Annotated in this window: 22 protein-coding genes; 9 read left to right on the forward strand and 13 right to left on the reverse strand. The window is 73.6% G+C overall.

Annotated elements, in window-relative coordinates; translation table 11 throughout:
• Positions 1-101: 101 nt before the first annotated feature.
• The 4 genes from K8Z61_RS01945 to K8Z61_RS01960 form a co-directional block, all read right to left on the reverse strand.
• Positions 102-845, reverse strand: a complete 744-nt coding sequence (locus K8Z61_RS01945; protein ID WP_224127571.1) for a succinate dehydrogenase/fumarate reductase iron-sulfur subunit — start codon at positions 843-845, stop codon at positions 102-104.
• A gap of 8 nt (positions 846-853) precedes the next feature.
• Positions 854-2,878: a fumarate reductase/succinate dehydrogenase flavoprotein subunit gene (locus K8Z61_RS01950; RefSeq protein ID WP_224126384.1), complete on the reverse strand. Its 2,025-nt coding sequence runs from the start codon at positions 2,876-2,878 to the stop codon at positions 854-856.
• Between the two features lie 13 nt (positions 2,879-2,891).
• On the reverse strand, positions 2,892-3,590 hold the full coding sequence (locus K8Z61_RS01955) for a succinate dehydrogenase cytochrome b subunit (RefSeq protein WP_224126385.1): 699 nt from the start codon (positions 3,588-3,590) through the stop codon (positions 2,892-2,894).
• Between the two features lie 133 nt (positions 3,591-3,723).
• The gene (locus tag K8Z61_RS01960) at positions 3,724-4,812 is read right to left on the reverse strand and encodes a glycosyltransferase (protein ID WP_224126386.1); all 1,089 of its coding nucleotides are present in this window, start codon (positions 4,810-4,812) and stop codon (positions 3,724-3,726) included.
• Between the two features lie 143 nt (positions 4,813-4,955).
• On the opposite strand from K8Z61_RS01960, the gene K8Z61_RS01965 reads away from it, so the two are divergent.
• Genes K8Z61_RS01965 through K8Z61_RS01980 form a run of 4 tightly spaced genes read left to right on the forward strand, consistent with a single transcriptional unit; the run spans position 4,956 to position 11,109 of the window.
• On the forward strand, positions 4,956-6,695 hold the full coding sequence (locus K8Z61_RS01965; RefSeq protein WP_224126387.1) for a methylmalonyl-CoA mutase family protein: 1,740 nt from the start codon (positions 4,956-4,958) through the stop codon (positions 6,693-6,695).
• Positions 6,692-8,863, forward strand: coding sequence for a methylmalonyl-CoA mutase (gene scpA, locus K8Z61_RS01970; RefSeq protein WP_224126388.1), 2,172 nt, complete (start codon positions 6,692-6,694; stop codon positions 8,861-8,863). The genes K8Z61_RS01965 and scpA overlap by 4 nt, the downstream gene beginning before the upstream one ends.
• A gap of 13 nt (positions 8,864-8,876) precedes the next feature.
• On the forward strand, positions 8,877-9,884 hold the full coding sequence (gene meaB / locus K8Z61_RS01975; protein WP_224126389.1) for a methylmalonyl Co-A mutase-associated GTPase MeaB: 1,008 nt from the start codon (positions 8,877-8,879) through the stop codon (positions 9,882-9,884).
• A 10-nt stretch (positions 9,885-9,894) separates the two neighbouring features.
• Positions 9,895-11,109 carry an amidohydrolase gene (locus tag K8Z61_RS01980; protein ID WP_224126390.1) on the forward strand — a complete coding sequence of 405 codons (1,215 nt, stop codon included), beginning with the start codon at positions 9,895-9,897 and terminating at the stop codon, positions 11,107-11,109.
• A gap of 7 nt (positions 11,110-11,116) precedes the next feature.
• Here K8Z61_RS01980 and K8Z61_RS01985 read toward each other — a convergent pair whose 3' ends face one another.
• From K8Z61_RS01985 to K8Z61_RS02000, 4 genes are all read right to left on the reverse strand, one after another.
• Positions 11,117-12,403, reverse strand: a complete 1,287-nt coding sequence (locus tag K8Z61_RS01985) for an ABC transporter permease (RefSeq protein ID WP_224126391.1) — start codon at positions 12,401-12,403, stop codon at positions 11,117-11,119.
• A complete protein-coding gene (locus K8Z61_RS01990) occupies positions 12,400-13,626 on the reverse strand; it encodes an ABC transporter permease (protein WP_224126392.1) in 1,227 nt (408 codons plus the stop codon). The genes K8Z61_RS01985 and K8Z61_RS01990 overlap by 4 nt, the downstream gene beginning before the upstream one ends.
• The gene (locus K8Z61_RS01995) at positions 13,623-15,137 is read right to left on the reverse strand and encodes an ABC transporter ATP-binding protein (protein ID WP_224126393.1); all 1,515 of its coding nucleotides are present in this window, start codon (positions 15,135-15,137) and stop codon (positions 13,623-13,625) included. Before K8Z61_RS01995 ends, K8Z61_RS01990 begins: the two co-directional genes overlap by 4 nt.
• A 105-nt stretch (positions 15,138-15,242) precedes the next feature.
• Positions 15,243-16,334, reverse strand: coding sequence for a BMP family protein (locus tag K8Z61_RS02000; protein ID WP_224126394.1), 1,092 nt, complete (start codon positions 16,332-16,334; stop codon positions 15,243-15,245).
• A 320-nt stretch (positions 16,335-16,654) separates the two neighbouring features.
• On the opposite strand from K8Z61_RS02000, the gene K8Z61_RS02005 reads away from it, so the two are divergent.
• From K8Z61_RS02005 to K8Z61_RS02015, 3 genes are read left to right on the forward strand one after another with little or no spacing between them, the layout of a single operon-like run.
• Complete coding sequence (locus K8Z61_RS02005; protein WP_224127573.1) at positions 16,655-17,053, forward strand: cytidine deaminase; 399 nt, start codon at positions 16,655-16,657, stop codon at positions 17,051-17,053.
• Positions 17,025-18,227 (forward strand): cytochrome P450, encoded by a 1,203-nt coding sequence (locus K8Z61_RS02010; RefSeq protein ID WP_224126395.1) that lies wholly within the window; start codon positions 17,025-17,027, stop codon positions 18,225-18,227. Before K8Z61_RS02005 ends, K8Z61_RS02010 begins: the two co-directional genes overlap by 29 nt.
• A gap of 10 nt (positions 18,228-18,237) precedes the next feature.
• A complete protein-coding gene (locus K8Z61_RS02015) occupies positions 18,238-19,524 on the forward strand; it encodes a thymidine phosphorylase (RefSeq protein WP_224126396.1) in 1,287 nt (428 codons plus the stop codon).
• A 14-nt stretch (positions 19,525-19,538) separates the two neighbouring features.
• Here the strand turns inward: K8Z61_RS02015 and K8Z61_RS02020 are convergent, their stop codons facing one another.
• On the reverse strand, positions 19,539-19,994 hold the full coding sequence (locus K8Z61_RS02020; RefSeq protein ID WP_224126397.1) for a MaoC family dehydratase: 456 nt from the start codon (positions 19,992-19,994) through the stop codon (positions 19,539-19,541).
• Between the two features lie 56 nt (positions 19,995-20,050).
• On the opposite strand from K8Z61_RS02020, the gene K8Z61_RS02025 reads away from it, so the two are divergent.
• On the forward strand, positions 20,051-21,136 hold the full coding sequence (locus K8Z61_RS02025) for an adenosine deaminase (RefSeq protein ID WP_224126398.1): 1,086 nt from the start codon (positions 20,051-20,053) through the stop codon (positions 21,134-21,136).
• Here the strand turns inward: K8Z61_RS02025 and K8Z61_RS02030 are convergent.
• The 4 genes from K8Z61_RS02030 to deoC are packed head-to-tail and all read right to left on the reverse strand — an operon-like array spanning position 21,102 to position 25,141.
• Entirely contained in the window at positions 21,102-21,704 is a 603-nt protein-coding gene (locus K8Z61_RS02030; RefSeq protein ID WP_224126399.1) for a uridine kinase, read from the reverse strand. The two genes, K8Z61_RS02025 and K8Z61_RS02030, sit on opposite strands and share 35 nt — an antisense overlap.
• Positions 21,701-22,582: an aldehyde dehydrogenase family protein gene (locus K8Z61_RS02035; RefSeq protein WP_224126400.1), complete on the reverse strand. Its 882-nt coding sequence runs from the start codon at positions 22,580-22,582 to the stop codon at positions 21,701-21,703. Before K8Z61_RS02035 ends, K8Z61_RS02030 begins: the two co-directional genes overlap by 4 nt.
• Positions 22,579-24,087: an aldehyde dehydrogenase family protein gene (locus K8Z61_RS02040; RefSeq protein ID WP_224126401.1), complete on the reverse strand. Its 1,509-nt coding sequence runs from the start codon at positions 24,085-24,087 to the stop codon at positions 22,579-22,581. The genes K8Z61_RS02035 and K8Z61_RS02040 overlap by 4 nt, the downstream gene beginning before the upstream one ends.
• Positions 24,088-24,097: 10 nt before the next feature.
• Complete coding sequence (gene deoC, locus K8Z61_RS02045) at positions 24,098-25,141, reverse strand: deoxyribose-phosphate aldolase (RefSeq protein ID WP_224126402.1); 1,044 nt, start codon at positions 25,139-25,141, stop codon at positions 24,098-24,100.
• A gap of 34 nt (positions 25,142-25,175) precedes the next feature.
• Here deoC and K8Z61_RS02050 point away from each other — a divergent pair, with 34 nt between their 5' ends.
• The gene (locus tag K8Z61_RS02050; RefSeq protein ID WP_224126403.1) at positions 25,176-25,811 is read left to right on the forward strand and encodes a hypothetical protein; all 636 of its coding nucleotides are present in this window, start codon (positions 25,176-25,178) and stop codon (positions 25,809-25,811) included.
• Positions 25,812-25,849: the final 38 nt, after the last annotated feature.

The following is a 25,849-nucleotide window of genomic DNA, read 5'->3' on the forward strand; positions in this document are numbered from 1 at the left end:
GCCCCCGGGCGCCGGACGTGCGCGGGACGGCGACCCAGGCGCCTGCAGGACGACGAAGGGCCCCGCCGTCTCCGGCGGGGCCCTTCGTGTGCGTCAGCGGATCAGCGACCGGCCTTGATGGCGGTGCGCAGGTCCTTGTTCAGCTGGCTGATGACGTCGAGCGGGATGCCCTTCGGGCAGGCCGCCGCGCACTCGCCGATGTTGGTGCAGCCGCCGAAGCCCTCGGCGTCGTGCTGGGCCACCATGTCGACGATGCGCTCGTACCGCTCCGGCTGACCCTGCGGCAGCTCACCGAGGTGGGTGATCTTGGCGCCGAGGAAGAGCGACGCCGAGCCGTTCGGGCACGCCGCGACGCACGCGCCGCAGCCGATGCAGGTGGCCACGTTGAAGGCGCGCATGGCCTTCTCGCGCGGCGCCGGCACCGAGTTGGCCTCCGGGGCCGAGCCGGTGTTGGCGGAGATGTAGCCGCCGGACTGGATGATCCGGTCGAACGCCGACCGGTTCACCACGAGGTCCTTGACGACGGGGAACGCCTCCGAGCGCCACGGCTCGATGGTGATGGTGTCGCCGTCCTTGAACGAGCGCATGTGCAGCTGGCAGGAGGTGGTGACCTCCGGGCCGTGCGCCTGACCGTTGATCATCAACGAACACGAGCCGCAGATGCCCTCGCGACAGTCGTGGTCGAAGGCCACGGGCTCCTCGCCCTGCTCCTGCAGCTGCTCGTTGAGGATGTCGAGCATCTCGAGGAAGCTCATGTCCTCGGAGATGCCGGAGACCTGGTACTCCCGCATGCCGCCCTGCGCCTCGGCGTGGGGCTGACGCCAGATCTTGAGGGTCAGGTTCATGGTGCCGATCACTTGTAGCTCCGCTGCTTCATCTCGATGGCCGTGTAGACGAGGTCCTCCTTGTGCAGGACGGGCTGGCCCTCGTCGCCACCCCACTCCCACGCGGCGACGTAGGCGAACTCGTCGTCGTGACGCAGCGCCTCGCCGTCCTCGGTCTGGGACTCGCCTCGGAAGTGACCGCCGCAGGACTCGCGACGGTTCAGGGCGTCGACGCACATCAGCTCGCCGAGCTCGATGAAGTCGGCGACGCGGCCGGCCTTCTCGAGGCTCTGGTTGAGGCTGTCGGCGGTGCCGAGGACCTTCAGGTCGTTCCAGAACTCGCGCTTGAGCTCGCGGATCATGTCGATCGCCTTGCGCAGACCCGGCTCGGTGCGCTCCATGCCGCAGTACTCCCACATGATGTGGCCGAGCTCCTTGTGGAAGGAGTCGGGCGACCGCGTGCCGTTGATCGAGAGGAACCGCTCGACGCGCGAGCGCACCGCCTCGCGGGCCTCGACGACCGCGCCGTCGTCCTCCGACACCGGGGCGAACGGGCCGTCGGCGAGGTACTCGCGGATGGTGTTCGGCAGCACGAAGTAGCCGTCGGCCAGACCCTGCATCAGCGCCGAGGCGCCGAGGCGGTTGGCGCCGTGGTCGGAGAAGTTGGCCTCGCCGGTGACGAACAGGCCGGGGATGTTCGACTGCAGGTGGTAGTCGACCCACAGGCCGCCCATCACGTAGTGCACCGCGGGGTAGATGCGCATCGGCACCTCGTACGGGTTCTCGCCCGTGATCCGCTGGTACATGTCGAACAGGTTGTCGTACTTCTCGCGGATGGCCGGCTCGCCGAGGCGCTTGATCGCGTCGGAGAAGTCGAGGTACACGCCGCGGCGGAAGTCGCCGACCATCGGGCCCACGCCACGACCCTCGTCGCAGACGTTCTTGGCCTGACGCGAGGCGATGTCGCGGGGCACCAGGTTGCCGAAGGAGGGGTAGATGCGCTCCAGGTAGTAGTCGCGGTCCTCCTCGGGGATGTCACGCGGATCCTTCTCGCAGTCCTCGGCGCGCTTGGGCACCCAGATGCGACCGTCGTTGCGCAGCGACTCCGACATCAGGGTCAGCTTCGACTGGTGCTCGCCGGAGACGGGGATGCAGGTCGGGTGGATCTGCGTGAAGCAGGGGTTCGCCATGTAGGCGCCCTTGCGGTGCGCACGCCACGCGGCGGTGACGTTCGAGCCCATCGCGTTGGTCGAGAGGTAGAAGACGTTGCCGTAGCCGCCCGAGGCCAGCACGACCGCGTCCGCGAGGTGGGTCTCGATCTCGCCGGTGACCAGGTCGCGGGCGATGATGCCGCGCGCCTTGCCGTCCTTGACGATCAGCTCGAGCATCTCGTGGCGGGTGTACTGCGTGACGGTGCCGGCGGCGACCTGGCGCTCCATGGCCTGGTAGGCGCCGATCAGCAGCTGCTGGCCCGTCTGACCGCGCGCGTAGAAGGTGCGCGAGACCTGCACGCCGCCGAACGAGCGGTTGTCGAGCAGGCCGCCGTAGTCGCGGGCGAAGGGGACGCCCTGCGCGACGCACTGGTCGATGATGTTCGTCGACACCTCGGCGAGGCGGTAGACGTTCGACTCGCGGCTGCGGTAGTCGCCGCCCTTGACGGTGTCGTAGAAGAGCCGGAAGACGGAGTCGCCGTCCTCCTTGTAGTTCTTCGCCGCGTTGATGCCGCCCTGGGCGGCGATCGAGTGGGCCCGACGCGGGGAGTCCTGGTAGCAGAACGACTTCACGTTGTAGCCGCCCTCGCCGAGGGTGGCCGCGGCCGCCGCGCCGGCGAGGCCGGTGCCGACGATGATGATGTTCAGCTTGCGCCGGTTGGCCGGGTTGACCAGGCGGTTCTCGAACTTGCGGGTGGTCCACCGCTGGGCGATGGGACCGGTGGGCGCCACCGGGTCGACGATCTTCTCGCCCAGGGTGTAGTACCCGTGCGCGTCGTCAGAGGTCTGCGTGGGCGCAGCGTTCAGCGGGGTGAGCCCGTCGTGGAGGGTCGAGCCAGCCATGCGCGTCTCCTTACTACTTGGTGATGCCGACGAGGACGGACAGCGGGACGAGCGAGAAGCCACCGGCGACGACGACGGCGACGACCCACCCGGCGAGCTTGGCACGCTGGCGGGCGAGCGGGCTGTTGGTCAGGCCCAGGGTCTGCAGCGAGCTCCACGTGCCGTGGTGCAGGTGCAGGGCGAGGGCCGCCATGGCGACGAGGTAGATGATCGTCATCCACCAGACGCCGAAGTTGTCGACCAGCAGGCGGTAGGGGTTCTCGGTCTCGCCGCCGGTCGGGTTGATCTTGACGATCGTGAAGTTGAGCAGGTGCCAGATCAGGAACATCAGGATCGTGGCGCCGCCCCAGCGCATGGTGCGCGAGGAGAACGCCGAGTTGACGTTGCGCTTCACCTGGTACTGCACGGGCCGGGCACGTCCGGCGCGACGCGCCAGGGTGACGGCGCAGGCGACGTGCACGATCAGGGAGGCGATCAGGCCCACGCGCAGGATCCAGAGGACGCCGGTGCGGGGGAAGATCGGCGCGCCGATGGTGCGCAGGTGCTCCGCGTAGGAGTTGAAGGCCTCCTCGCCGGAGAACACCTTCAGGTTGCCGTACATGTGCGCGAGCACGAACAGGATGAACAGGATGCCGCTCACGGCCATCGCGATCTTCAGCGTGATCGTCGACTGGGTCGCGCGCGCTCCTCGGACCAGGGTCGGGGTTGCCACGAGATCCAACGCTACCTCTCCGCGCGCGTGACCGAGACCACTGGTCCGTGTGAGATAAGTCTTGCCTGAGAGTCCTCCGACGGCCCTCCGGCCGCCCGCGGACCTGATCCCAGGCCTGATCCCAGGTCCGCTCTCAGTGTGCCGCGGCGGTGGTGACGCGCGCGTCCGCGCCAGGCGCCAGGGCCTCCAGGTGGCCGATCAGCTCGTCCACCGCGACGTCCCAGCCGCGCTCGAGGGCGCGCTCGCGGCCGGCGGCTCCCAGCAGGTCGCGCCGGGAGTCGGCGGCGACCGCCGCGACCGCGGCGGCGAGGCCGGCGTCCTCGCGGTGGTCGTAGAGGAGCCCGGTCTCGTTCTGCCGCACCCACGAGCGCGCGCCGCCGGAGCGCGGGGCGATCACGGGCACGCCGCTGGCCGAGGCCTCGCGCAGGGCGTGGCAGCAGGTCTCCTGGGTGCCCGGGTGGACGAGCACGTCGAGGCTGGCCACCGCGACGGCGAGGTCGCCGGTGGAGAGCGTGCCCGTCAGCTTGGCCTTCGGGAGGCGGTCGGCGAGCCAGCCGCGCTGCGGGCCGTCCCCGACGATCACCGGCCGGACGGAGGGGAGGTCGGCGAGCGCCGCGAGCGAGCGGACGCCGTGGCGGCGGTGGAGGCTGCCGACGTAGCCGACCACGACCCGTGGCCCGGAGGCCGACCGGGCCCGGGCCCAGTGGTCGTGCAGCCAGGCGTCGCGCAGCGCCGGGGTGAAGGCGCGCGCGTCGACGCCCGGCATCCAGACGGTGGTCGGCTGACCGAGCGCCGCCATCCGCGCCCCGACCCAGTCGGCGGTGACCAGCACCGCGTCGGCGCGCTCGGCGATCCGCGAGCGCCACATGTCCCAGGCGAGCTCGGGCACGGCCGACTGCTGCACCACCAACGTCGGGACGCCGAGCGCCCGCGCCTGCTTCAGCGCCCGGCGGCCGACCCCGGCCGGCGTCAGCGCCGGGCTCGTGACGTGCACGACGTCGGGACGGAAGGACTCGATCGCGCCGCGCACCTGCGCCCCGAGCTTGCCGAGGGGGCTGATGCGGGTGATCGGCGCGCGCCGGTAGTCGCCCAGGCCCGGCGCGGGCGCGACGATCGCGACCCGGTGGCCGAGGTCGATGAGCCGGTCGGCGGTCGCCTTGAGGGTGGTGGTCGTGCCGTCGACGGCGGGGTAGAACGCCTCGGTGGCCAGCAGGATCCGCATGTCCGCAGGCTCCCGCGCGGCGGCGCGGGGAGGGCGGCGTCCGGGGGAGGGGGAGGCGACGTGCCGGTGAACGCTCGGTGGCGCTCATCTCATGTTCCGAGGTCCGTGACAGTGCGGATGTCAGGTTCTCTAGGGTTCGCCCCATGACCGAGAGCGACGGCACCCTGCGCCTGGCCGGGCCCGACGACGCGTGGTCGCTGGCCGACTGGGAGGCCCAGGCCGCCACCGTGCTGCGCAAGGCCCGCCGGCTGGGCGAGGACGACCCCGACGAGCGCGTCTGGGACCGACTCACCCGCACGACCCTCGACGGCATCGCGGTGACCCCCCTGGGTCGCGCGGCCGACCTCGACGGGCTGGTCACCGCCGGCCGGCCGACGCGCGTCGGCCCGTGGGACATCCGCCCGCACGTCGCCACCACGGGCGTCGCCGCCGGCGTCACGAACGAGACCGTGCTCGCCGACCTCGAGGGCGGCGCGACGTCGGTGTGGCTGCGGCTGGCCCCCGGCGCCGAGACCGAGCTCGAGGCGCTGCTCGCCGGCGTCTACCTCGACCTCGCGCCCGTCGTCCTGGACGCCCCGCACGCCCCGCTGGCCGCGGCCCGCGCGCTGCTCGCCCACCTGGAGAGCACCGTGCCGGCCCCGGGCACGAACCTCGGCGTCGACGCGCTCGCCGAGGCCGAGGAGCTCGTCGGCGCCGTGCGGCTCGCGCTCGAGGCCGCCCACCCCGGACTGCTGGCCGTCGTCGTCGACGCCACGCGGGTGCACGACCGCGGCGCCTCCGACGCCCAGGACGTCGCCTTCCTGCTGGCCGCCGGCGTGCGCGCGCTGCGGGTGCTCGAGGAGGCCGGCATCGACGCGGCCACCGCCGCCCCGCTGCTGGAGCCGCGCCTGGCGGTCACCGACGAGCAGTTCCCGAGCGTCGCCAAGCTGCGCGCGGCCCGCCGGCTGTGGGTGCGGGTGCTCGAGCTCAGCGGCGTGCCCGCCGAGGTCGCCGCCGGCGCCCGGCAGCACGCCGTCACCAGTCGGCCGATGCTCAGCGCGCACGACCCCTACGTGAACATGCTGCGCACGACGGTCGCGGCGTTCGCGGCCGGCGTCGGCGGCGCGGAGGCCGTCACGGTGCTGCCGTTCGACGCCCCGCTGGGCCGCCCGGAGGGCTTCGGACGACGGATCGCGCGCAACATCAACCACCTGCTCATCGAGGAGTCGCACCTCGGCCGGGTCGCCGACATCGCCGGCGGCGCGTACGCCGTCGAGCGGCTCACCGACGACCTCGCCCGCCGCGCCTGGGAGCTCTTCGTCGAGCTCGACGCGGCGGTGCTCGCCGGCGCGACGCTCGACGACGCGATCGCCCCGCTGGTGGAGGAGACCGTCGCCGCGCGCGAGCGGCTCGTCGCGACCCGCACGCGGCCGATCACCGGCGTCTCGGAGTTCCCGAACCTCGCCGAGACCCTGCCCGAGCGGCTCGCCGACGGCGGGTTCGAGGGCGTCCGGCCCTACGGTGCGAGCTACGAGGAGCTGCGGGCGACCCCGCCGGCCGCGCACGTCTTCCTCGCCACGCTCGGCCCGATCGCGGCCCACACCGCCCGGGCCACCTTCGCCTCCAACCTGCTCGCCGCCGGCGGCGTCGCGGTCGACGTCGCGGGGGCGACGAGCGGCCCCGACGACCTCGTCGCGGCCTACACGGGTCAGCCCGTGGTCTGCCTCGCCGGCGCCGACGCCGCCTACGAGGAGTGGGGCGCGGCCGCGGCCGAGGCCCTGCGCGCGGCCGGCGCGCGTCACGTCGTGATCGCCGGCAGGGCCACCGACTGGTCCGACGACTCCTGCGCGATGGGCGTCGACGCCCTCGCGTTCCTCACCCGCACGCGGGAGGCACTGGCATGACCGTTCCGAAGCGCTTCAGCACCGACGACCTGGCCGGCGCGGCCCGGGCCGGCGTCCCGGCCCCGGCGGGCGCCGAGCCGTGGAGCAGCCCCGAGGGCATCGAGGTCAAGCCGCTCTACACGGCCGCCGACCTCGAGGGCCTCGACGCGCTCGACACCCTGCCGGGCCTGAGCCCGTTCCTGCGCGGGCCCTACCCGACGATGTACACCACCCAGCCGTGGACGATCCGGCAGTACGCCGGCTTCTCCACCGCCGAGGAGTCCAACGCCTTCTACCGGCGCAACCTCGCGGCAGGCCAGAAGGGCCTCTCGGTGGCCTTCGACCTCGCCACGCACCGCGGCTACGACTCCGACCACCCGCGGGTGCGCGGCGACGTCGGCATGGCCGGCGTCGCGATCGACTCGATCTACGACACCCGCACCCTGTTCGACGGCATCCCGCTGGACCAGATGTCGGTGTCGATGACGATGAACGGCGCCGTGCTGCCCGTGCTCGCCCTCTACATCGTCGCGGCCGAGGAGCAGGGGGTGAGGCCGGAGCAGCTCGCGGGGACCATCCAGAACGACATCCTCAAGGAGTTCATGGTCCGCAACACCTACATCTACCCGCCGTCGCCGTCGATGCGGATCATCTCCGACATCTTCAGCTTCACCTCGGCGCGGATGCCGCGGTTCAACTCGATCTCGATCTCCGGCTACCACATGCAGGAGGCCGGGGCCACCGCCGACCTCGAGCTGGCGTACACGCTGGCCGACGGCGTCGAGTACATCCGCGCGGGCCTCGAGGCGGGCCTGACGATCGACCAGTTCGCGCCGCGCCTGTCGTTCTTCTGGGCCATCGGCATGAACTTCTCGATGGAGGTCGCCAAGATGCGCGCCGCCCGGGCCCTGTGGGCCCGCCTGGTGCGCCAGTTCGACCCGTCGAGCCCCAAGTCGCTCTCGCTGCGCACGCACTCGCAGACGTCCGGCTGGTCGCTGACGGCGCAGGACGTCTTCAACAACGTCGGCCGCACGTGCATCGAGGCGATGGCCGCGACCCAGGGCCACACCCAGTCGCTGCACACCAACGCCCTGGACGAGGCGATCGCGCTGCCCACCGACTTCTCGGCCCGCATCGCCCGCAACACCCAGCTGCTGCTGCAGCAGGAGTCCGGCACCACCCAGATCATCGACCCGTGGGCGGGCTCGTACTACATCGAGCGCCTCACCCACGACCTCGCCGAGCGGGCGTGGGCGCACATCCAAGAGGCCGAGGCCGCCGGCGGCATGGCCCGCGCGATCGAGCAGGGCATCCCGAAGATGCGCATCGAGGAGGCCGCGGCCCGCACCCAGGCGCGGATCGACGCCGGGCTGCAGAGCGTCATCGGCGTCAACACCTACCGGCTCGCCGCCGAGGACCCGCTCGAGGTGCTCAAGGTCGACAACGACGCCGTGTACCGCCAGCAGATCGCCAAGCTCGAGCGCCTGCGCGCCGAGCGGGACGACGACGCCGTGCGCAGTGCGCTCGAGGCGCTCACGAACGCCGCCGAGCGGGGCACGGGCCAGGGCCTGGAGGGCAACCTGCTCGCGCTCGCCGTCGACGCCGCGCGGGCCAAGGCGACGGTCGGCGAGATCTCCGACGCGCTGGAGAAGGTCTACGGCCGGCACCAGGCCGTCATCCGTACCATCTCGGGCGTGTACCGCGACGAGTCCGCCCTCGGCGAGCACGGCAGCAGCCTGGTCTCCCAGGTGCTGGCGGAGACCGCGGAGTTCGAGGAGGCCGAGGGTCGGCGTCCGCGCATCCTGGTCGCGAAGATGGGCCAGGACGGCCACGACCGCGGCCAGAAGGTCATCGTCTCGGCCTTCGCCGACCTCGGCTTCGACGTCGACGTGGGGCCGCTGTTCTCCACCCCCGAGGAGGTCGCCCAGCAGGCCGTGGACGCCGACGTGCACATCGTCGGCGTGAGCTCGCTGGCCGCCGGCCACCTCGCGCTCCTGCCGGCGCTGCGCGACGCGCTCGCCGAGCAGGGACGTCCCGACATCATGATGGTGATCGGCGGCGTCATCCCGCCCGACGACGTCCCGACGCTCAAGGAGATGGGCGCCGCCTCGGTGTTCCTGCCCGGCACGGTGATCGCCGAGTCGGCCCTCGACCTCCTGGCCAAGCTGCGCGTGCAGCTGGGCCACTGAGGGCGGGGGAGGGGTGCCCTCCGTCGAGCACCTGCTCGACGGCATCCGCGCGGGACGTCGCGCGGCGGTCTCCCAGGCCATCACGCTGGTGGAGTCCTCGCGGCCGCAGCACCGCGGCCAAGCGCGCGAGCTCCTGACCGCGCTCGCCGCCGAGGGCCTCACCGGCGGGCCGGCCGGCGACGCCGTCGTGCGGGTCGGCATCTCGGGCGTGCCCGGGGTCGGCAAGTCCACGTTCATCGAGGCGCTCGGCTCGCGGCTCACCGCGGCCGGGCATCGGGTGGGGGTGCTCGCGGTCGACCCGTCGAGCGTCCGCACCGGCGGCTCGGTGCTCGGCGACAAGACCCGCATGGGACGCCTCGCCGCCGACCCGCAGGCCTTCATCCGGCCCTCCCCGTCGGCCGGCACTCTCGGCGGGGTCGCCCGGGCCACGGTGCAGGCGATGGCGGTGCTCGAGGCGTCCGGCTACGACGTCGTGCTGGTCGAGACCGTAGGCGTCGGGCAGTCGGAGGTGACCGTGGCGGGCATGGTCGACACCTTCCTGTTCCTCACCCTCGCCCGCACCGGCGACCAGCTGCAGGGCATCAAGAAGGGCATCCTCGAGCTCGCCGACGTCGTCGCGGTCAACAAGGCCGACGGCGACCGCGAGCAGGAGGCCCGCGGCGCGGCCCGCGAGCTGGCGGGCGCGCTGCGCCTCGTCCGCGGCCACGACGAGTGGGCGCCCCCGGTGGTGACGTGCTCGGGCCTGACCGACGTCGGCGTCGACGACCTGTGGCAGCGGATCCTGGGCCATCGCGGGTTCCTCGGCGAGGCCGGTCTGCGACGCAAGCGGGCCGAGCAGCAGCTGGAGTTCACCTGGGCGCTGGTCCGCGACGAGCTCGACCAGCGGCTGCGGCTCTCCCCGGGCGTCCGGGGCGTGCGCGACGAGGTCCGCGCGGCCGTGCTCGCCGGGGAGCTGCCCGCCACGGTCGCCGCCGACCGGCTGCTGGCCGCCTTCGACGCCCGGCCCGACGCCCCGGCGTAGGTTGGACGCCGTGAGCCCCGACGTCCCCCGACCCGACGAGCGGTCGACCGACGCGCTGCTCCAGCACGCCGCGTCCGTCGTCGAGAAGCACGAGCACGACCTCGTGGAGCTCCGTCGCGACCTCCACCGGCACCCCGAGCCCGCCTGGGCCGAGCAGCGCACCGTCGCGCGGCTCGTCGAGCTGCTGGAGCCGGCCGGCTGGACGATCACCCGCACGCCGCGCTCGGGCCTGGTCGCCGACCTCGGCGCCGGCGGACGCCGCGTCGCCCTGCGCGCCGACCTCGACGCGCTGCCCGTGCAGGACCTCACCACCGACCCCTGGCGCAGCACCGTGCCGGGCGTCGCCCACGCGTGCGGGCACGACGTGCACGCCAGCGCCCTCGCCGGCGCCGGCCTCGCGCTCGCCGAGCTGCACCGGCAGGGCCTGCTGGCCGGACGCGTCCGGCTGCTCTTCCAGCCCGCCGAGGAGGTCATGCCCGGCGGCGCGAAGCACCTGATCAGCCACGGCGCGCTCGAGGGCGTCGAGGAGGTCTTCGCGCTGCACTGCGACCCGTCGGTCGACGTCGGCGCGGTCGGCCTGCGGGTCGGCCCCATCACCAGCGCCGCCGACCGCATCGACGTCCGGCTCGAGGGCAGCGGCGGGCACACCTCGCGTCCCCACCTGACCGAGGACCTCACCTTCGCGCTGGCCAAGGTCGTCTCCGAGCTGCCGTCGGTGCTGAGCCGCCGGATGGACCCCCGGGCGGGGGTCAGCGTGGTCTGGGGCGTGCTGCAGGCGGGTGCGGCGGCCAACGTGATCCCCGACCACGGCCTGGCCAGCGGCACGGTGCGCATCCTCGAGGCCGACGCGTGGGCCTCCTGCGAGGGCGTCGTGCGCCAGGCCGTGCTCGACCTGGTGCGGCCCTACGGCGTCACCGCGACCGTCGACTACCTGCAGGGCGTCCCGCCGGTGGTGAACGACGCGGCCAGCGTCGACCTGCTGGCGCAGGCGGCCGACGCGATGCTCGGCCCGCTGCACCGCACCGAGGCCGAGCAGAGCCTCGGCGGCGAGGACTTCGGCTGGTACCTCGCCCACGTGCCCGGCGCGCTGCTGCGGCTCGGCACCCGCTCGCCCGGCGGCCAGCGCTACGACCTGCACCGCGGCGACCTCGTCGTCGACGAGGCCGCCATCGGCCACGGAGCCCGGATGCTCGCCGGCGCGGCCCTGCTGTCGCTGGCCCGCTGACGCGGCGTCAGCCCTTGCGGTAGGGGAGTCCGGCCGCGGCCGGCGGACGCGAGCGGCCGACCAGGCCCGCCACGGCGAAGATCGTGACGACGTAGGGCAGCATCAGCATGAACTGGCTCGGCACGGGCGAGCCGAGCACCGACAGCACGCCCTGCAGGTTCGAGGCGAACCCGAAGAGCAGCGCGGCCAGCGTCGAGCGGATCGGGTCCCACTTGCCGAAGATCACCGCGGCCAGCGCGATGTAGCCGGCCCCGCCGGTCATCTCGCGGTTGAACGCCGGCACCGAGACGAGCGTGTAGAACGCGCCGCCCGCGCCGGCCACCGCGCCGGCGATCAGGATGGTGGTGAAGCGGGTGCGGATGACGTCGATGCCGACGGTGTCGGCCGCCTTCGGGTGCTCGCCGACGGCCCGCACGCGCAGGCCCCACTTGGTGCGGTACAGCGCGTAGGTGACGACCGCGACCGTCATGTAGAGCAGGTACACCAGCGGCGACTGGCGGAACAGGATCGGGCCGACGACCGGGATGTCGCCGAGCAGCGGCACCGCCACCGCGGACAGCCGCGGCGGGGTGTTGAGCGACTCGGTGTTCTCGGTGAGCACCTGGGAGAACAGGAAGCTCGTGACGCCGACGATGAGCACGTTGAGCACCACGCCGACGATCACCTGGTCGACGAAGTAGCGGATCGCGAACACGCCGAGGACCAGCGCGACCAGCGCACCGGCGGCCATCGCGGCGACGACGCCGACCCAGGCCGAGCCGGTGAGCGAGGCCACCACGGCCGCGGCGAAGGCGCCGAGCAGCAGCTGGCCGTCGATCGCGATGTTCACGACGCCGACCCGCTCGCCGAGCACGCCGCCGAGGGCGCCGAACACGAGGGGGACGGCCAGCAGCAGGGAGCCGGCGAGCAGCCCGATGACCGGGATCGTGCCGCCCGCGGCCGCCCAGGCCAGGAAGCCGACCAGGCCCACGACCGCGAACAGCGCGACCAGCCACAGCGGGGTGGGACGGCGGGCCAGGTAGCGGCGCAGCGACTCCGCCGTCGCCACCGCCATCAGGACGACGACGATCCAGGCCGTCGCGGTGCTGGGCACCGAGACGGTGGGCAGGCGGACGACGTCGGTCGGGACGGCCAGGCGGAACGAGGTGTCGCCGCTCTGGGCGGCCAGGCCGACCGCCGCGGCCAGCGCGAGGGTGAGCACGGCGAGCACCACGGTGGTCTTCGCGCTCACGACCGCGATGCGGACGGGCTCGGCCGCCTCGGGGACGGACGCGGGCGTCACGGTCTGGCTCACTTCGCCTCCTGGGTCGGCAGCCGGAAGAGGGCCCGCACCAGCGGCGGCGCGGCGATGAACAGGACGATCAGCGACTGGATCACCAGCACGATGTCGACGGGGATGCCCTCCGAGGCCTGCATCGCGAAGCCGCCGGCCTTGAACGCCCCGAACAGCAGGCCCGCCCCGAGGATGCCGAGCGGGTTCGACCGGCCGAGCAGGGCGACGGTGATGGCGTCGAAGCCGATGCCGGCGTCGAGGTCGGTGGAGACGCCGGACGGCACCGTGCCCAGCACCTGGTTGACCCCGGCGAGGCCGACGAGGCCGCCGGCGATCAGCATCGCGACGACGTAGGTGCGGCCGACGTCGATGCCGGCCGTGCGCGCGGCGTGCGGGTTCTCGCCGACCGCGCGGAAGCGGTAGCCGAGCGCCGAGCGGTTGAGCAGCCACCACACCGCCGCGACCGCGACCAGCGCGAGCAGGAAGCCGGCGTGCAGGTTGAACCGGTCGCCGAGCACCTTCGGCAGGACGGCGTTCTGGTCCATCGGCAGCGACTTGGGGTTGACCGTGCCGGGCGCCTGGAGGATCGACTGGCTCGAGAGGGCGTAGAAGAGCAGGTAGAACGCGACGTAGTTGAGCATGATCGTGACGATCACCTCGTGCGCCCCGGTGCGGGCCTTGAGCACGCCCGCGAGGCCGGCCCACAGGGCGGCCGCGAGCATGCCCGCCAGCACGGCGACCGGCAGCTGGACGAGGCGCGGGGCGTCCAGGTTGATGCCGACCCAGCCGGCGGCGCCGCCGGCGAGCAGCATCTGGCCGCGTCCGCCGATGTTGAACATGCCGGTGCGGAAGGCCAGGCCGACGCCGAGCCCGGCGGCGATCAGCGGGCCGGCGAACTTCAGCGTCTCGGTGAGCGGCCGGATGCCGGTCTGGAAGTCGGCGGCGCGGGTGTTGTAGATCGAGCCGCGGAAGAGCGCGCCGTACGCGCCGCCGATGGCGTCGCGGGAGGCCGCGAGGAAGTCGCCGGGCCGTGCGGTGAGGAAGCCCGCGGTCTCGCGCACCTGTGCGTCGGTGGCCAGGATCAGGATCGAGCCGACCAGCACGGCGAGGACGACGGCGAGGACGCCGACCAGCGCGTTGCCGCTGGTGACCGTGCGCATCACGTGGTGCCACTGGCCGTCGGCGGGCGTGCGCGGCGCCTCCTCCTGCTCCGGCGCGGGGGAGGCCTGCGGGGTGAGGGTCATGCGCTGACTCCTGAGGGTCGCTCGCCGGTCATCATGAGCCCGAGGACGTCTCGGGGGGTGTCGGCCGGGACGATGCCGACCACGCGCCCGCGGTACAGCACCATGATCCGGTCGGCCAGGGCCACGACCTCGTCGAGCTCGGTGGAGACGACGAGCACCGGGATGCCGGCGTCGCGCGTGGCGATGAGCTGCTTGTGGATGAACTCGATCGAGCCGACGTCGACGCCGCGGGTCGGCTGCGCCGCGACCAGCAGGCGCAGGTCGCGGGAGAGCTCGCGGGCGACGACGACCTTCTGCTGGTTGCCGCCGGAGAGGTTCGCGACCGGCGTGTGGATGCCCGGCGCGCGGACGTCGTACTCCGTCAGACGGTCGCGCGCGAACGCCTCCAGGGCGTCGCGCTGCACGGCGCCGCGACGCACGAACGGCGCGTCGGTGCTGCGGTCGAGCATGAGGTTCTCGGCGATCGAGAAGGCCCCGACGAGCCCGTCGATCTGGCGGTCCTCGGGGATGAACCCGACGCCGGAGTCGAGGACGTCGCGCACCGAGCGGCCGACGAGCTCGTGGCCGTCGAGCCGGATCGAGCCGCGCACGTGCTGCTGCAGGCCGACGAGCGCCTCGGTGAGCTCGGTCTGGCCGTTGCCCTGCACGCCGGCGACCGCGAGCACCTCGCCGGCGCGGATCGTGAAGTCGACGTCGTCGAGGTGCACCTGCCCGCCGGCGTCGGTGACCGTCAGGCCGCTGACGACCAGCGCGTCGTCGCCGGTGCGCGCCGGCTGCTTGGCCACGGTGAGCTCGACGGCCCGGCCGACCATCAGCGCGGCCAGCTCGGCGTTGCTGGCGGTCGGCTCGGCCTCGCCGACGACCTTGCCGAGCCGGATGACGGTGATGCGGTCGGCGACCTCGCGCACCTCGCGGAGCTTGTGGGTGATGAAGACGATCGCGGTGCCGGCGTCGCGCAGCTGGCGCATGATCGCCATCAGCTCGTCGGTCTCCTGCGGGGTGAGCACCGCCGTCGGCTCGTCGAAGACGAGCACCTCGGCGTCCCGGGAGAGCGCCTTGACGATCTCGACGCGCTGCTGGACGCCGACGGGGAGGTCCTCGACCCGCGCGTCGGGGTCGAGGTGGAACCCGAAGCGGTCGGAGATCTCGCGGACCCGGGCGCGGGCGGCGTCGAGGTCGAGCGTGCCGCCGAGGCGGGTCGCCTCGTGGCCGAGCATGACGTTCTCGGCGACGGTGAAGACCGGGATCAGCATGAAGTGCTGGTGCACCATGCCGATGCCGGCGGCCATCGCGTCGCCGGGACCGGAGAAGTGCCGCGGCTCGCCGTCGAGCAGGATCTGGCCCTCGTCGGCCTGGTAGAGGCCGTAGAGGACGTTCATCAGCGTCGACTTGCCGGCGCCGTTCTCGCCGAGCAGGCAGTGGATCTCGCCCGGTTCGACGGTGAGGGAGATGTGGTCGTTGGCCACGAGGGCGCCGAAGCGCTTGGTGATGTCGCGCAGGGCCAGCTGCATGGAGGCGATCCTAGGTGTGCGAAGGACGACGGCGGAGGGCGGGGATCGACCGATCCCCACCCCCCGCCGCACGGCGGCGGTCCGCCCGGACGGACGGCCGCGAGGTCACTGCTTGAGGTAGGACTTCACCGGGATCGAGCCGTCGATGATGCCGGCCTTGATCGTGTCGAGCTCGCCCTGCAGGTCGGGGGAGACCTTGGAGGCGAAGTCGTGGAACGGCGCGATGCCGACGCCGCCGTTCTCCAGGGTGCCGACGTACGGGGTGTAGTCGAGCTTGCCCTCGCCGGCCGCCAGGATGGCCTCCTTGGTGGAGACGTCCATGTTCTTCAGGATCGAGGTCAGGACCACCGGACGGGTCTTCGGGTCGGTCTCGTAGAAGTCGGCGTCGACGCCGACGAGCGCGACGTCCTTGCCGGAGTCGGCGATCGCGGTGAGCGCGCCCTGGTAGATCGGGCCGCCGACCGGCAGGATCACGTCGGCGTCCTGGTCGATGAGCTGCGCGGCGGTGTTGGTGGCGGCCTGGTTGGCGTCGAAGCCTCCGGTGAAGGAGCCCTCCTTGCCGTCCCAGCCGACGACCTTGACGCTCTTGCTCTTCTTCTCGTTGTAGTACTCGACGCCCTGCTTGAAGCCGTCCATGAAGATCGTGACGGTCGGGAACGGCTGGCCGCCGTAGGTGCCGACGACGCCGGTCTTGGTGTAGCTCGCGGCCGCGTAGCCGGCCAGGAAGGCGGCCTGCGCGGTGTCGTAGAGGAGCGGCTTGATGTTCGCGACGTCGGGCTTGCCGTCGAAGGTCTTGCCGTCGTCGCCGCCGTCGGCGGCGTCGTCGATGAGGATGTACTCGAGGTCGGGGTTGGCCTTGGCCGACTCCTTGGTGGCCGAGGCGAGGGCGAAGCCGACCGTCACGATGGCCTTGCAGCCCTCGCCGACGAGGCTCTCGAGGTTCGGCGCGTAGTCGTTCTCGCTGTTCGACTCGACGGCCTTCGCCTCGACGCCGAGCTCCTTCGCGGCGTCCTGGACGCCCTCGTAGGAGAGCTGGTTGAACGACTTGTCGTCGAAGCCGCCGGCGTCGGAGACGATGCAGGGCTTGAAGTCGCTCTGGGCCGGGGTGGCCGAGCCGCCGGCGTTGGTGGTGCTGTCGGGAGCGTCGCCACAGGCCGCCAGGGCGGTCGAGGTGGCGAGCAGGGCGATGCCGCTCACGACGGCCTTCCTCATCTTGTTCACGTGATCCTCCGGGGGTCCCGCCCCGCACCTGCGGGGACGGCTCGCACCGTAGTCGAAACCCTCGGAGGGGTGGAGGGTCGCGAGGCCCGTCGTGCCGAAGGGTTATCGAGTCGTCACCTGAGCCCGCCGTGGCCCCGGCGACCGCGGCGAGACCGGCGACGCCGACGACGCCGGTTGTCCGAGCGGGCGCGGTGGGCGAGGCTGGCCGTCCGAGGCGCCGGTGGGCGGCGCCGACCCCGGCGTCGCGCGCGGCCCGGGACGCGAGGGGGAGGCCGCACGTGTCCGCGATCGAGGAGCTGCCCGAGGACTGGCGCGACCTGGCCCGGGAGGCGGTGGCGGCGCGCGAGCGGGCCTACGCGCCGTACTCGCGCTTCGGCGTCGGCGCGGCCGCGCTGGTCGACGACGGCCGCGTCGTGGCCGGCTGCAACGTCGAGAACGCCGCCTACGGCGTCACCCTGTGCGCCGAGTGCGGCCTCGTCGGCGCGCTGCACCTGGGCGGCGGGGGCCGGCTGGTGCGCTTCGTCTGCGTCGGAGGACCGCAGGACGCCGAGCCGCACCTGGTCATGCCCTGCGGACGCTGCCGGCAGCTGCTGTGGGAGAACGGCGGCCCCGGGCTCGAGGTGCTGACGCCCCGCGGCGTGCGGACCATGACCGAGGTGCTGCCGGATGCCTTCGGCGCCGACGACCTCGACTGACCTCGACGCGCCGGCGCTCGCCGCCGACCCGTACCCGACGCTGGCGCGCCTGCGCGCGCTCGGCCCCGTCGTCCGGCACGAGCCGAGCGGACGCCTGCTGGTGCTCGGTCATGCGGCGGTAGCCGCCGCCCAGCGCGATCGGCGGCTGGGGCGGGTGTGGCGCGACCGCGAGCCCGCCGACCTGCTCGAGCCGTTCAACCTGCTCCACCGCCACCAGATGCTCGAGCACGAGCCGCCGACCCACACCCGGCTGCGTCGTCCGGTCGCGGCCGCGTTCGCGCGCGGCCACGTCGAGCGGCTGCGTCCCCGCGTGCGGGCCCTGGCCGCGGCCCTCCTCGACGAGGTCGACCCGACGGGCCTCGATCTCGTCGGCGACCTTGCCGAGCCGCTCCCCGTGCTGGTGATCGCGGCGCTGATCGGCGTCCCCGAGACGCACGTCGACGCGCTGCGCGCGTGGTCGCAGGCGATCGTCGCGATGTACGAGCCCTCGCCGCCGCTGCCGGTCGCGGAGGCCGCCGCCCGGGCGTCCGTGGAGTTCGCCGACTTCCTGCGCGACCTGCTCGCGCACCGCCGGGCCGCGCCGCGCGACGACCTGCTCAGCCACCTCGCCGAGGTCGGTCTCGACGACGACGAGGTGGTCGCCTCCGTCGTCCTGCTGCTCAACGCCGGGCACGAGGCGTCGGTCAACGCGCTCGGCAACGGCATGGTGGCCTGGCTGCGTCAGGACGGCGTCGCCCGGCTGCCGGGCGGTGCGGACGCGACCGCGCGATGCGTGGAGGAGCTGCTGCGGCACGACGCCCCGCTGCAGCTCTTCGAACGGGAGGCGCTGGTGCCCGCCGACGTCGGGGGCGTGCCGGTCGAGCCCGGGCAGCGGGTCGCGCTGCTGCTGGGCGCCGCCAACCGGGATCCCGCCGTCTTCGCGCGGCCCGATCGGCTCGATCCGGCGCGGCACCCGAACCCGCACCTGTCCTTCGGCGTCGGCGTGCACTTCTGCCTCGGCGCGCCGCTGGCCCGGATGGAGCTCCGCGAGACGCTCGACGTGCTGCTGACCCGACTGCCCGACCTGCACCTGGCCGGGGAGCCGGAGTCGCGGGGCACGTTCGTGCTGCGGGGTCACCGCCGGGTGCCCGTGGCGGCCTCGGGGCCCGGTCGACGCCGCGGGACGCCCGCATAGGGTGCGGGGCATGCCGCTCCACGACGCCGTCGAGGTCATCGTCGCCAAGCGCGACGGCCACCCGCTCTCCGACAGCCAGATCGACTGGATGGTCGACGCCTACACCCGCGGTGAGGTCGCCGACGAGCAGATGTCGGCGCTGACCATGGCGATCCTGCTCAACGGCATGGACCGCCGCGAGATCGCCCGCTGGACCGCCGCGATGATCGCGTCAGGAGAGCGGATGGACTTCTCCGGGCTGTCGCGACCGACCGCCGACAAGCACTCCACCGGCGGCGTCGGCGACAAGATCACGCTGCCGCTCGCGCCGCTGGTCGCCGCGTGCGGCGTGGCCGTGCCGCAGCTCTCCGGCCGGGGCCTTGGCCACACCGGCGGCACGCTCGACAAGCTGGAGTCGATCCCCGGCTGGCGCGCGGCCCTGAGCAACGCCGAGATGCTGGCGCAGCTCGACGACGTGGGCGCCGTCATCTGCGCCGCGGGGGACGGGCTGGCCCCCGCCGACAAGCGCCTCTACGCGCTGCGCGACGTCACCGGCACCGTCGAGGCCATCCCGCTGATCGCCTCCTCGATCATGAGCAAGAAGATCGCCGAGGGCACCGGCGCGCTGGTGCTCGACGTGAAGGTCGGCACGGGCGCGTTCATGAAGGACGAGGCCTCGGCGCGCGAGCTCGCCGAGACGATGGTGGCGCTGGGCACCGACGCGGGGGTGCGCACCGTCGCGCTGCTCACCGACATGTCCACCCCGCTCGGCCTCACCGCCGGCAACGCGCTCGAGGTGCGCGAGTCGCTCGAGGTGCTCGCCGGCGGCGGCCCGGCCGACGTCGTCGAGCTGACCCTGGCGCTCGCGCGCGAGATGCTCGCGGCCGCGGGCGTCGACGGGGTCGACCCCGCCGACCGGCTCGCCGACGGCTCCGCGATGGACGCCTGGCGGCGGATGATCGTCGCCCAGGGCGGCGACGTCGACGCGCCCCTGCCCGTCGCGCGCGAGCAGCACGTGGTGCTCGCGCCGGCCGACGGCGTCCTGGCCCGCCTCGACGCGATGGCCGTCGGCCTCGCGGCGTGGCGGCTGGGCGCGGGCCGGGCCCGCAAGGAGGACGCCGTGCAGGCCGGCGCCGGCGTCGAGTGGCACGCGCGGCCGGGCGACGTCGTCGCCGCCGGGCAGCCGCTGCTGACCCTGCACACCGACGAGCCCGCGCGCTTCGAGCGGGCGCTGGCCTCGCTCGAGGGCGGCTACGACGTCGTGCCCGAGGGCAGCCGCCCGGCGCTCACGCCGCTGGTGATCGACCGGATCGCCTGAGCGGCGGCCGGCGCTCAGCCCTCCAGCAGCAGCACGACCGTCTCGGCGACGCAGGCCGGCTTGGCCTCGTCCTCGATCTCGACGGTGTAGCGGATGATCAGCTGCTTGCCGGCCGGCAGGTCGGTGAGGTCGCCGAAGGCGACGACGCCGCGCACCCGCTTGCCCACGCGCACGGGGTTCGGGAACCGCACCTTGTTGACGCCGTAGTTGAGCTTGGCGCCGGGGGTGTCGAGGCCGAAGACCAGGCTGCCGAGGTAGGGCACCAGCGAGAGGGTCAGGTAACCGTGGGCGATCGTGCCGCCGAACGGGCCGGACGCCGCGCGCTCGACGTCGACGTGGATCCACTGGTGGTCGCCGGTGGCCTCGGCGAAGGTGTCGACCCGCTCCTGGGTGATCTCGATCCAGTCGGTGGTGCCGATCTCGGAGTTCGCCGCGGCGGCCAGCTCGTCGAAGGTGGTGAAGGTGCGCATCGGGTCTCCTGGTGCTCGCCGGCTCGCCGGGGCGAGGCGGGTGCTTGGATGGGCGAGTGGAACCTACACGTGACGACGTCGCCCGAGCCCCGAAGGTCCTGCTCCACGATCACCTCGACGGCGGGCTGCGTCCGGGCACGGTGCTCGAGCTCGCGGCCCGGGCCGGCCACGCGCTCCCGGCGGGCACCGAGGCCGAGCTCGCCACGTGGTTCGCCGAGGCCGCCGACTCCGGCTCGCTCGAGCGCTACCTGGAGACCTTCCAGCACACCGTGGGCGTCATGCAGAGCGCCGAGGCGATCACCCGGGTCGCGCGCGAGTGCGTCGAGGACCTCGCCGCCGACGGCGTCGTCTACGCCGAGGTGCGCTACGCGCCCGAGCAGCACGTCGAGCAGGGGCTGAGCCTCGACGAGGTCATCGAGGCGGTCGCGCAGGGCTTCGCCGAGGGCATGGCGCAGGCGCGGACCCCCGACGGGCAGCCGATCGTCGTCCGGCAGCTGCTCACCGCCATGCGGCACCAGGCCCGCTCGCGGGAGATCGCCGAGCTGGCCGTGGCCTGGCGCGACCGCGGCGTGGCCGGGTTCGACATCGCCGGCGCCGAGGCCGGCTACCCGCCCACCCGCCACCTCGACGCCTTCGAGTACCTCCAGCGCGAGAACGCCCACTTCACCATCCACGCCGGCGAGGCGTTCGGGCTGCCGTCGATCTGGCAGGCGCTGCAGTGGTGCGGGGCCGACCGGCTCGGCCACGGCGTGCGCATCGTCGACGACATCGAGGTCGACGACGACGGCACGGTGCGCCTGGGGCGACTGGCCGCCTACGTCCGCGACCAGCGCATCCCGCTCGAGCTGTGCCCGGCGTCCAACGTGCAGACGGGCGCGGCCGCGTCGATCGCCGAGCACCCCATCGGCCTGCTGACGCGGCTGCGGTTCCGGGTGACGGTCAACACCGACAACCGGCTGATGAGCCGCACCTCGATGACCGACGAGATGTGGTCGCTGGTGGAGGCGTTCGGCTACGGCCTCGACGACCTGCGGTGGTTCACCGTCAACGCGATGAAGTCGGCGTTCCTGCCCTTCGACGAGCGGCTGGCGATCATCGAGCAGGTGGTCAAGCCGGGGTACGCAGCGCTCGCACCGCGCTGAGCGCCTGCGCCGGCGACATCGGCGTGCAGCCCGCGGCCGCGGCCTCGGCGACGACGCTGCGCTGCGCCCGGGCCAGCGCCAGGCCCCGGCGCACCAGCACGAGCGGCGGCTTGCGTCGCTCGCGCAGGTCGCGCGCCAGGCGCAGCCAGAACGTCACGGACGCCGGGCGCCGCACGCACACCGCGAGGGCGAGCAGGCCCTCGTCCCGCAGCGGCGCGACGACCTCCTGGGCGAAGATGCCCTCGGCGACCACCAGCGCGCCGCCGTGCAGGTCGAGCCGGTGCCAGCCGCACCGGCCGTCCTGCGCGATCTCGTAGACCGGCACGTCGGCCGCGCCGTGGGCGCACAGGTCCCGCAGGGCCGCCAGCGCGTCCTCGCGCAGCCAGGAGTCGGGGTGGTCCCAGTCGGCGATGCCGGCGTTGGGCCCCTCGACGATGCGGGGGAGCGTCGGGTCGGAGCCGTCCTTGTAGAAGTCGTCGAGCCGCAGCACCGGCAGCCCGAGCCGGGCCGCCAGCCGGGACTTGCCCGACCCGGACGGCCCGGCGACGACGACGACGCGCGCCGTCACAGGCCGCGCGGGTGCCAGACCGTCTTGGTCTCGACGAACGTGGTCATCCGCTCGAGCGGCGGCTCGGCCAGGAGGTCCTCGGGACGCTCGGCCGGGGCCGGGCGGCGGACCCGCTTCAGGTTCTCGGCGGCCAGCACCTCGAGCTCGGTGGCGAGCGCGGGGTCGGACACGCCGGCGAGGTCGAGGCCGTCGACGTCGAGGTGCGAGGCCAGCGGCGGGCCGAGCTCGGCCCGGCGTCCGGTGAGCACGTTGACCACGCCGCCGGGCAGGTCGGAGGTGGCCATGACCTCGCCGAGCGTGATCGCCGGCAGCGGGTGCTCCTCGCTCGCGACCACGACGCAGGCGTTGCCGGTGACGATGAGCGGCGCCACCACGCTGACCAGGCCGAGCAGCGGGTCCGTGGGCGCGATCGCGGCGACGACGCCGGTCGGCTCGGGCACCGAGACGTTGAAGTACGGGCCGGCGACGGGGTTCGCGTTGCCCACCACCTGCGCGAGCTTGTCGGCCCATCCGGCGTACCAGACGAGCCGGTCGACGGCGGCGTCGACCGAGGCGGCCGCCTGCGCGGCGTCGACGCCCTGCGCCTGGCGCAGCTCGGCCTCGAACTGGGCGCGCCGCCCCTCGAGCACCTCGGCGATGCGGTAGACGACCTGTCCGCGGTTGTAGGCGGTGCGGGTCGACCAGCCGCCGAACGCCTTGCGCGCGGCCACGACGGCGTCGCGGGCGTCCTTGCGCGAGGCCAGCGAGGCGTTGGCGAGGAACCCGCCGTCGGCCCCGTGCACCTCGTAGCTGCGCGCCGACTCCGAGCGCGGGAAGGCGCCGCCGACGTAGAGCTTGTAGGTCTTGCGGACGTCGATCCGGGTGGTCTGCTCGCTCACGCGTGGCCTCCCTGCAGGTAGGCGGCCAGGCCGTGACGTCCGCCCTCGCGGCCGTACCCGGACTCCTGGTAGCCGCCGAACGGGCTGGTGGGGTCGAACCGGTTGAAGGTGTTGGCCCAGACGACGCCGGCGCGCAGGCGCTCGGCGACCTCGAGGATGCGCGAGCCCTTCTCGCTCCACACTCCGGCCGACAGGCCGTAGGGGGTGTTGTTGGCCTTCTCGATCGCCTCGGCGGGCGTGCGGAAGGTGAGCACCGAGAGCACGGGGCCGAAGATCTCCTCGCGGGCGATCCGGTGGGCCTGCGTGACGCCGGTGAACAGCGTGGGGGCGAACCAGAAGCCCCGCTCGGGCAGCTCGCACGCGGGCGACCAGCGCTCGGCGCCCTCGGCGTCGCCGACCTCGCTGAGCTCGCGGATGCGGGCCAGCTGGGCGGCGGAGTTGATCGCGCCGAGGTCGGTGTTCTTGTCGAGCGGGTCGCCGACGCGCAGCGTCTCCATGCGGCGCTTGAGCCGGTCGAGCACCTCCTCGGCGATCGTCTCCTGGACGAGCAGCCGCGAGCCCGCGCAGCAGACGTGGCCCTGGTTGAAGAAGATGCCGTCGACGATCCCCTCGACCGCCTGGTCGATCGGCGCGTCGTCGAACACGATGTTGGCGGCCTTGCCGCCGAGCTCGAGGGTGACCCGCTTGGACGTGCCCGCCACCGCGCGGGCGATGCCCCGGCCCACCTCGGTGGAGCCGGTGAAGGCGACCTTGTCGACGCCCGGGTGCTCGACGAGCGCCCGACCGGTGGCGCCGGCGCCGGTGACGATGTTGACGACGCCCGGCGGGAGGTCGGCCTGCTGGCAGATCTCGGCGAAGAGCAGCGCGGTGAGCGGCGTCGTCTCGGCCGGCTTGAGCACGACCGTGTTGCCGCAGGCGAGCGCGGGAGCGATCTTCCAGGCCAGCATCAGCAGCGGGAAGTTCCACGGGATCACCTGGGCGGCCACGCCCAGCGGCGTGGTGCCGTGGCCGCCGTGCTCCAGCTTGTCGGCCCAGCCGGCGTAGTAGAAGAAGTGCGCGGCGACCGTCGGCACGTCGACGTCGCGGGACTCCCGGATCGGCTTGCCGTTGTCGAGCGTCTCGAGCACCGCCAGCTCGCGGCTGCGCTCCTGGATGATCCGGGCGATCCGGAAGAGGTACTTGGCGCGCTCGCTGCCCGGCATCGGGCCCCACACCTGCTCGAAGGCGCGGCGGGCGGCGCGGACGGCGGCGTCGACGTCGGCGTCCGACGCCTCGGCGACCTGCGCCAGCGGCTCCTCGGTGGCCGGGTTGATCGTGGTGAACGGCGTGCCGGTGCCCGCGACGAAGGTGCCGTCGACGAAGAGGCCGTAGGAGTCGCGCAGGTCGACGACGGCGGTCGACTCCGGGGCGGGCGCGTAGGCGAACGGCGACTCCGCGAAGGGGGTCGCCGGACCGGCGGAGCCGGTCGCGTGGGCCTGGTGGGCCGGGTGAGCGGTGGAGGTCATGGGGGTCCCGTCAGTCCAGGGTGACGTCGTCGGAGCCGGTGTAGCGGCCGGTGCGCAGGCGCATCCGCTGCATCAGCAGGTCGTTGAGGAGGGTGGAGGCGCCGAAGCGGAACCACGCGGGGTCCAGCCAGTCGGGTCCGGCCACCTCGTGGACCATGACGAGGTGCTTGAGGGCGTCCTTGCTGGTGCGGATGCCGCCGGCGGGCTTCACGCCGACCATGACGCCCGTGCGCTCGCGGTGGTCGCGCACCGCCTGCAGCATGACCAGCGTGACCGGCAGGGTCGCGGCGGGCTGCACCTTGCCGGTGGAGGTCTTGATGAAGTCGGCGCCGGCGTCGATGGCCAGCACGCTCGCGCGCCGGACGGCGTCGAGGGTGGCGAGCTCGCCGGTCTCGAGGATCACCTTGAGGTGCGCGGAGGTGCCGTCGGGACGCCGGCAGGCGTCCTTCACCGCCATGATCTGCTCGTGCACCAGGCCGTAGCGGCCGGTGAGGAACGCGCCGCGGTCGATGACCATGTCGATCTCGTCGGCGCCGGCCGCGACGGCGTCGCGGGTGTCGGCGAGCTTGACCTCGAGGGAGGCGCGTCCGCTCGGGAAGGCGGTGGCCACGGCGGCGACCTGGACGCCGCTGTCGCCGACGGCCTCGCGGGCCACGCCGACGAGGTCGCCGTAGACGCAGACGGCCGCGGTGCGCGGGCAGGAGCGGTCGGTCGGGTCGGGCCGCTGGGCCTTCGCGGCCAGCGCGCGCACCTTGCCGGGGGTGTCCTGGCCCTCCAGCGTGGTGAGGTCGACCATCGAGATCGCGAGGTCGAGCGCGTACGCCTTGGCGGTGGTCTTGATCGAGCGGGTGCCGAGCATCGCCGCGCGGCGCTCGGCGCCGACCTGGTCGACGCCGGGGAGGCCGTGGAGCCAGGCGCGGAGCTCGGCGTCGGAGCGGGACGGCGCGAGTTGCTCGGGTGGGGCGGGCGGGGCGGGCGGGGTGTCAGATGCGGCGGCGTCGAGGGTGGTGACGTCGCCCGGATCCGGCAGGTCGAGGGTGGGACGGGCTGCCATGGCCGCCAGCATAGGGCCACCTAAGGTGGAGCCCATGAACGGCGAGCGACCCCCGGCTGCGACCACGGTCGAGTGGCTCCCGACGACCTCCGGCCTCGTGGGCGGGTTCCTCGGTCTGGCGCTCGCGGCCGGGATCGCGGTGCTCGCGGTGCTCGACTGGACGCCGACCGCCGGCCCGGCCGCCCTCGCCTGGGCGGTGCTCGTCGCGGCGCTCTCGTGGTGCGCGCTGCTGCGCCCGCGCGTCGGCCTGACCCCGGCGACCCGGCCCGAGCGGGCCGTCGTGCGCGGGATGGTCTCGACCGTCGAGCTGCCGCTGGCGGGCCTGGGCACGCCCTCGGTGCGGCAGGTGCTGGTGCTGCCCTGCGGGGGCCGCACCTACCTCTCGGCCTCGATCGGCCGCTCGCGCCGACGCCTGGTCCGCGCGGTCCGGGCCGGCCAGGGCGAGCTGACCGGGGCCCCGGAGGGCACCGACGCCGCGGCGATCGCGCGGGTGCGCGGCGTCGACATCGCCGACATGGTCGTCGACCGGCTGGTGCGCGCCAGCGCGGACGCGCGGCTGTGGCGCACCGTCCCCGAGCCGCCGGACACCCCGGCGCGGCGCTGGGCGTGGCCGGAGATCGTCGTCCTGCTCGGCAGCGCGCTCGCGGCGGTCGTGCTCACCGCGCTCTGACCAGGTCACCGGGTCACCGGGTCACCGGGTCACCGGGT

The organism is Nocardioides sp. TRM66260-LWL, assembly GCF_020075545.1.
Lineage (GTDB): Bacteria > Actinomycetota > Actinomycetes > Propionibacteriales > Nocardioidaceae > Nocardioides.

What these genes read in the sequence shown, in the direction of transcription:
- K8Z61_RS01945 (WP_224127571.1), bottom strand. Translation starts at nt 845, where the DNA reads ATGAACCTGACCCTCAAGATCTGGCGTCAGCCCCACGCCGAGGCGCAG.
- K8Z61_RS01950 (WP_224126384.1), bottom strand. Translation starts at nt 2,878, where the DNA reads ATGGCTGGCTCGACCCTCCACGACGGGCTCACCCCGCTGAACGCTGCG.
- K8Z61_RS01960 (WP_224126386.1), bottom strand. Translation starts at nt 4,812, where the DNA reads ATGCGGATCCTGCTGGCCACCGAGGCGTTCTACCCCGCCGTCGACGGC.
- K8Z61_RS01965 (WP_224126387.1), top strand. Translation starts at nt 4,956, where the DNA reads ATGACCGAGAGCGACGGCACCCTGCGCCTGGCCGGGCCCGACGACGCG.
- scpA (WP_224126388.1), top strand. Translation starts at nt 6,692, where the DNA reads ATGACCGTTCCGAAGCGCTTCAGCACCGACGACCTGGCCGGCGCGGCC.
- K8Z61_RS01990 (WP_224126392.1), bottom strand. Translation starts at nt 13,626, where the DNA reads ATGACCCTCACCCCGCAGGCCTCCCCCGCGCCGGAGCAGGAGGAGGCG.
- K8Z61_RS01995 (WP_224126393.1), bottom strand. Translation starts at nt 15,137, where the DNA reads ATGCAGCTGGCCCTGCGCGACATCACCAAGCGCTTCGGCGCCCTCGTG.
- K8Z61_RS02010 (WP_224126395.1), top strand. Translation starts at nt 17,025, where the DNA reads ATGCCTTCGGCGCCGACGACCTCGACTGACCTCGACGCGCCGGCGCTC.
- K8Z61_RS02015 (WP_224126396.1), top strand. Translation starts at nt 18,238, where the DNA reads ATGCCGCTCCACGACGCCGTCGAGGTCATCGTCGCCAAGCGCGACGGC.
- K8Z61_RS02020 (WP_224126397.1), bottom strand. Translation starts at nt 19,994, where the DNA reads ATGCGCACCTTCACCACCTTCGACGAGCTGGCCGCCGCGGCGAACTCC.
- K8Z61_RS02040 (WP_224126401.1), bottom strand. Translation starts at nt 24,087, where the DNA reads ATGACCTCCACCGCTCACCCGGCCCACCAGGCCCACGCGACCGGCTCC.
- deoC (WP_224126402.1), bottom strand. Translation starts at nt 25,141, where the DNA reads ATGGCAGCCCGTCCCACCCTCGACCTGCCGGATCCGGGCGACGTCACC.
- K8Z61_RS02050 (WP_224126403.1), top strand. Translation starts at nt 25,176, where the DNA reads ATGAACGGCGAGCGACCCCCGGCTGCGACCACGGTCGAGTGGCTCCCG.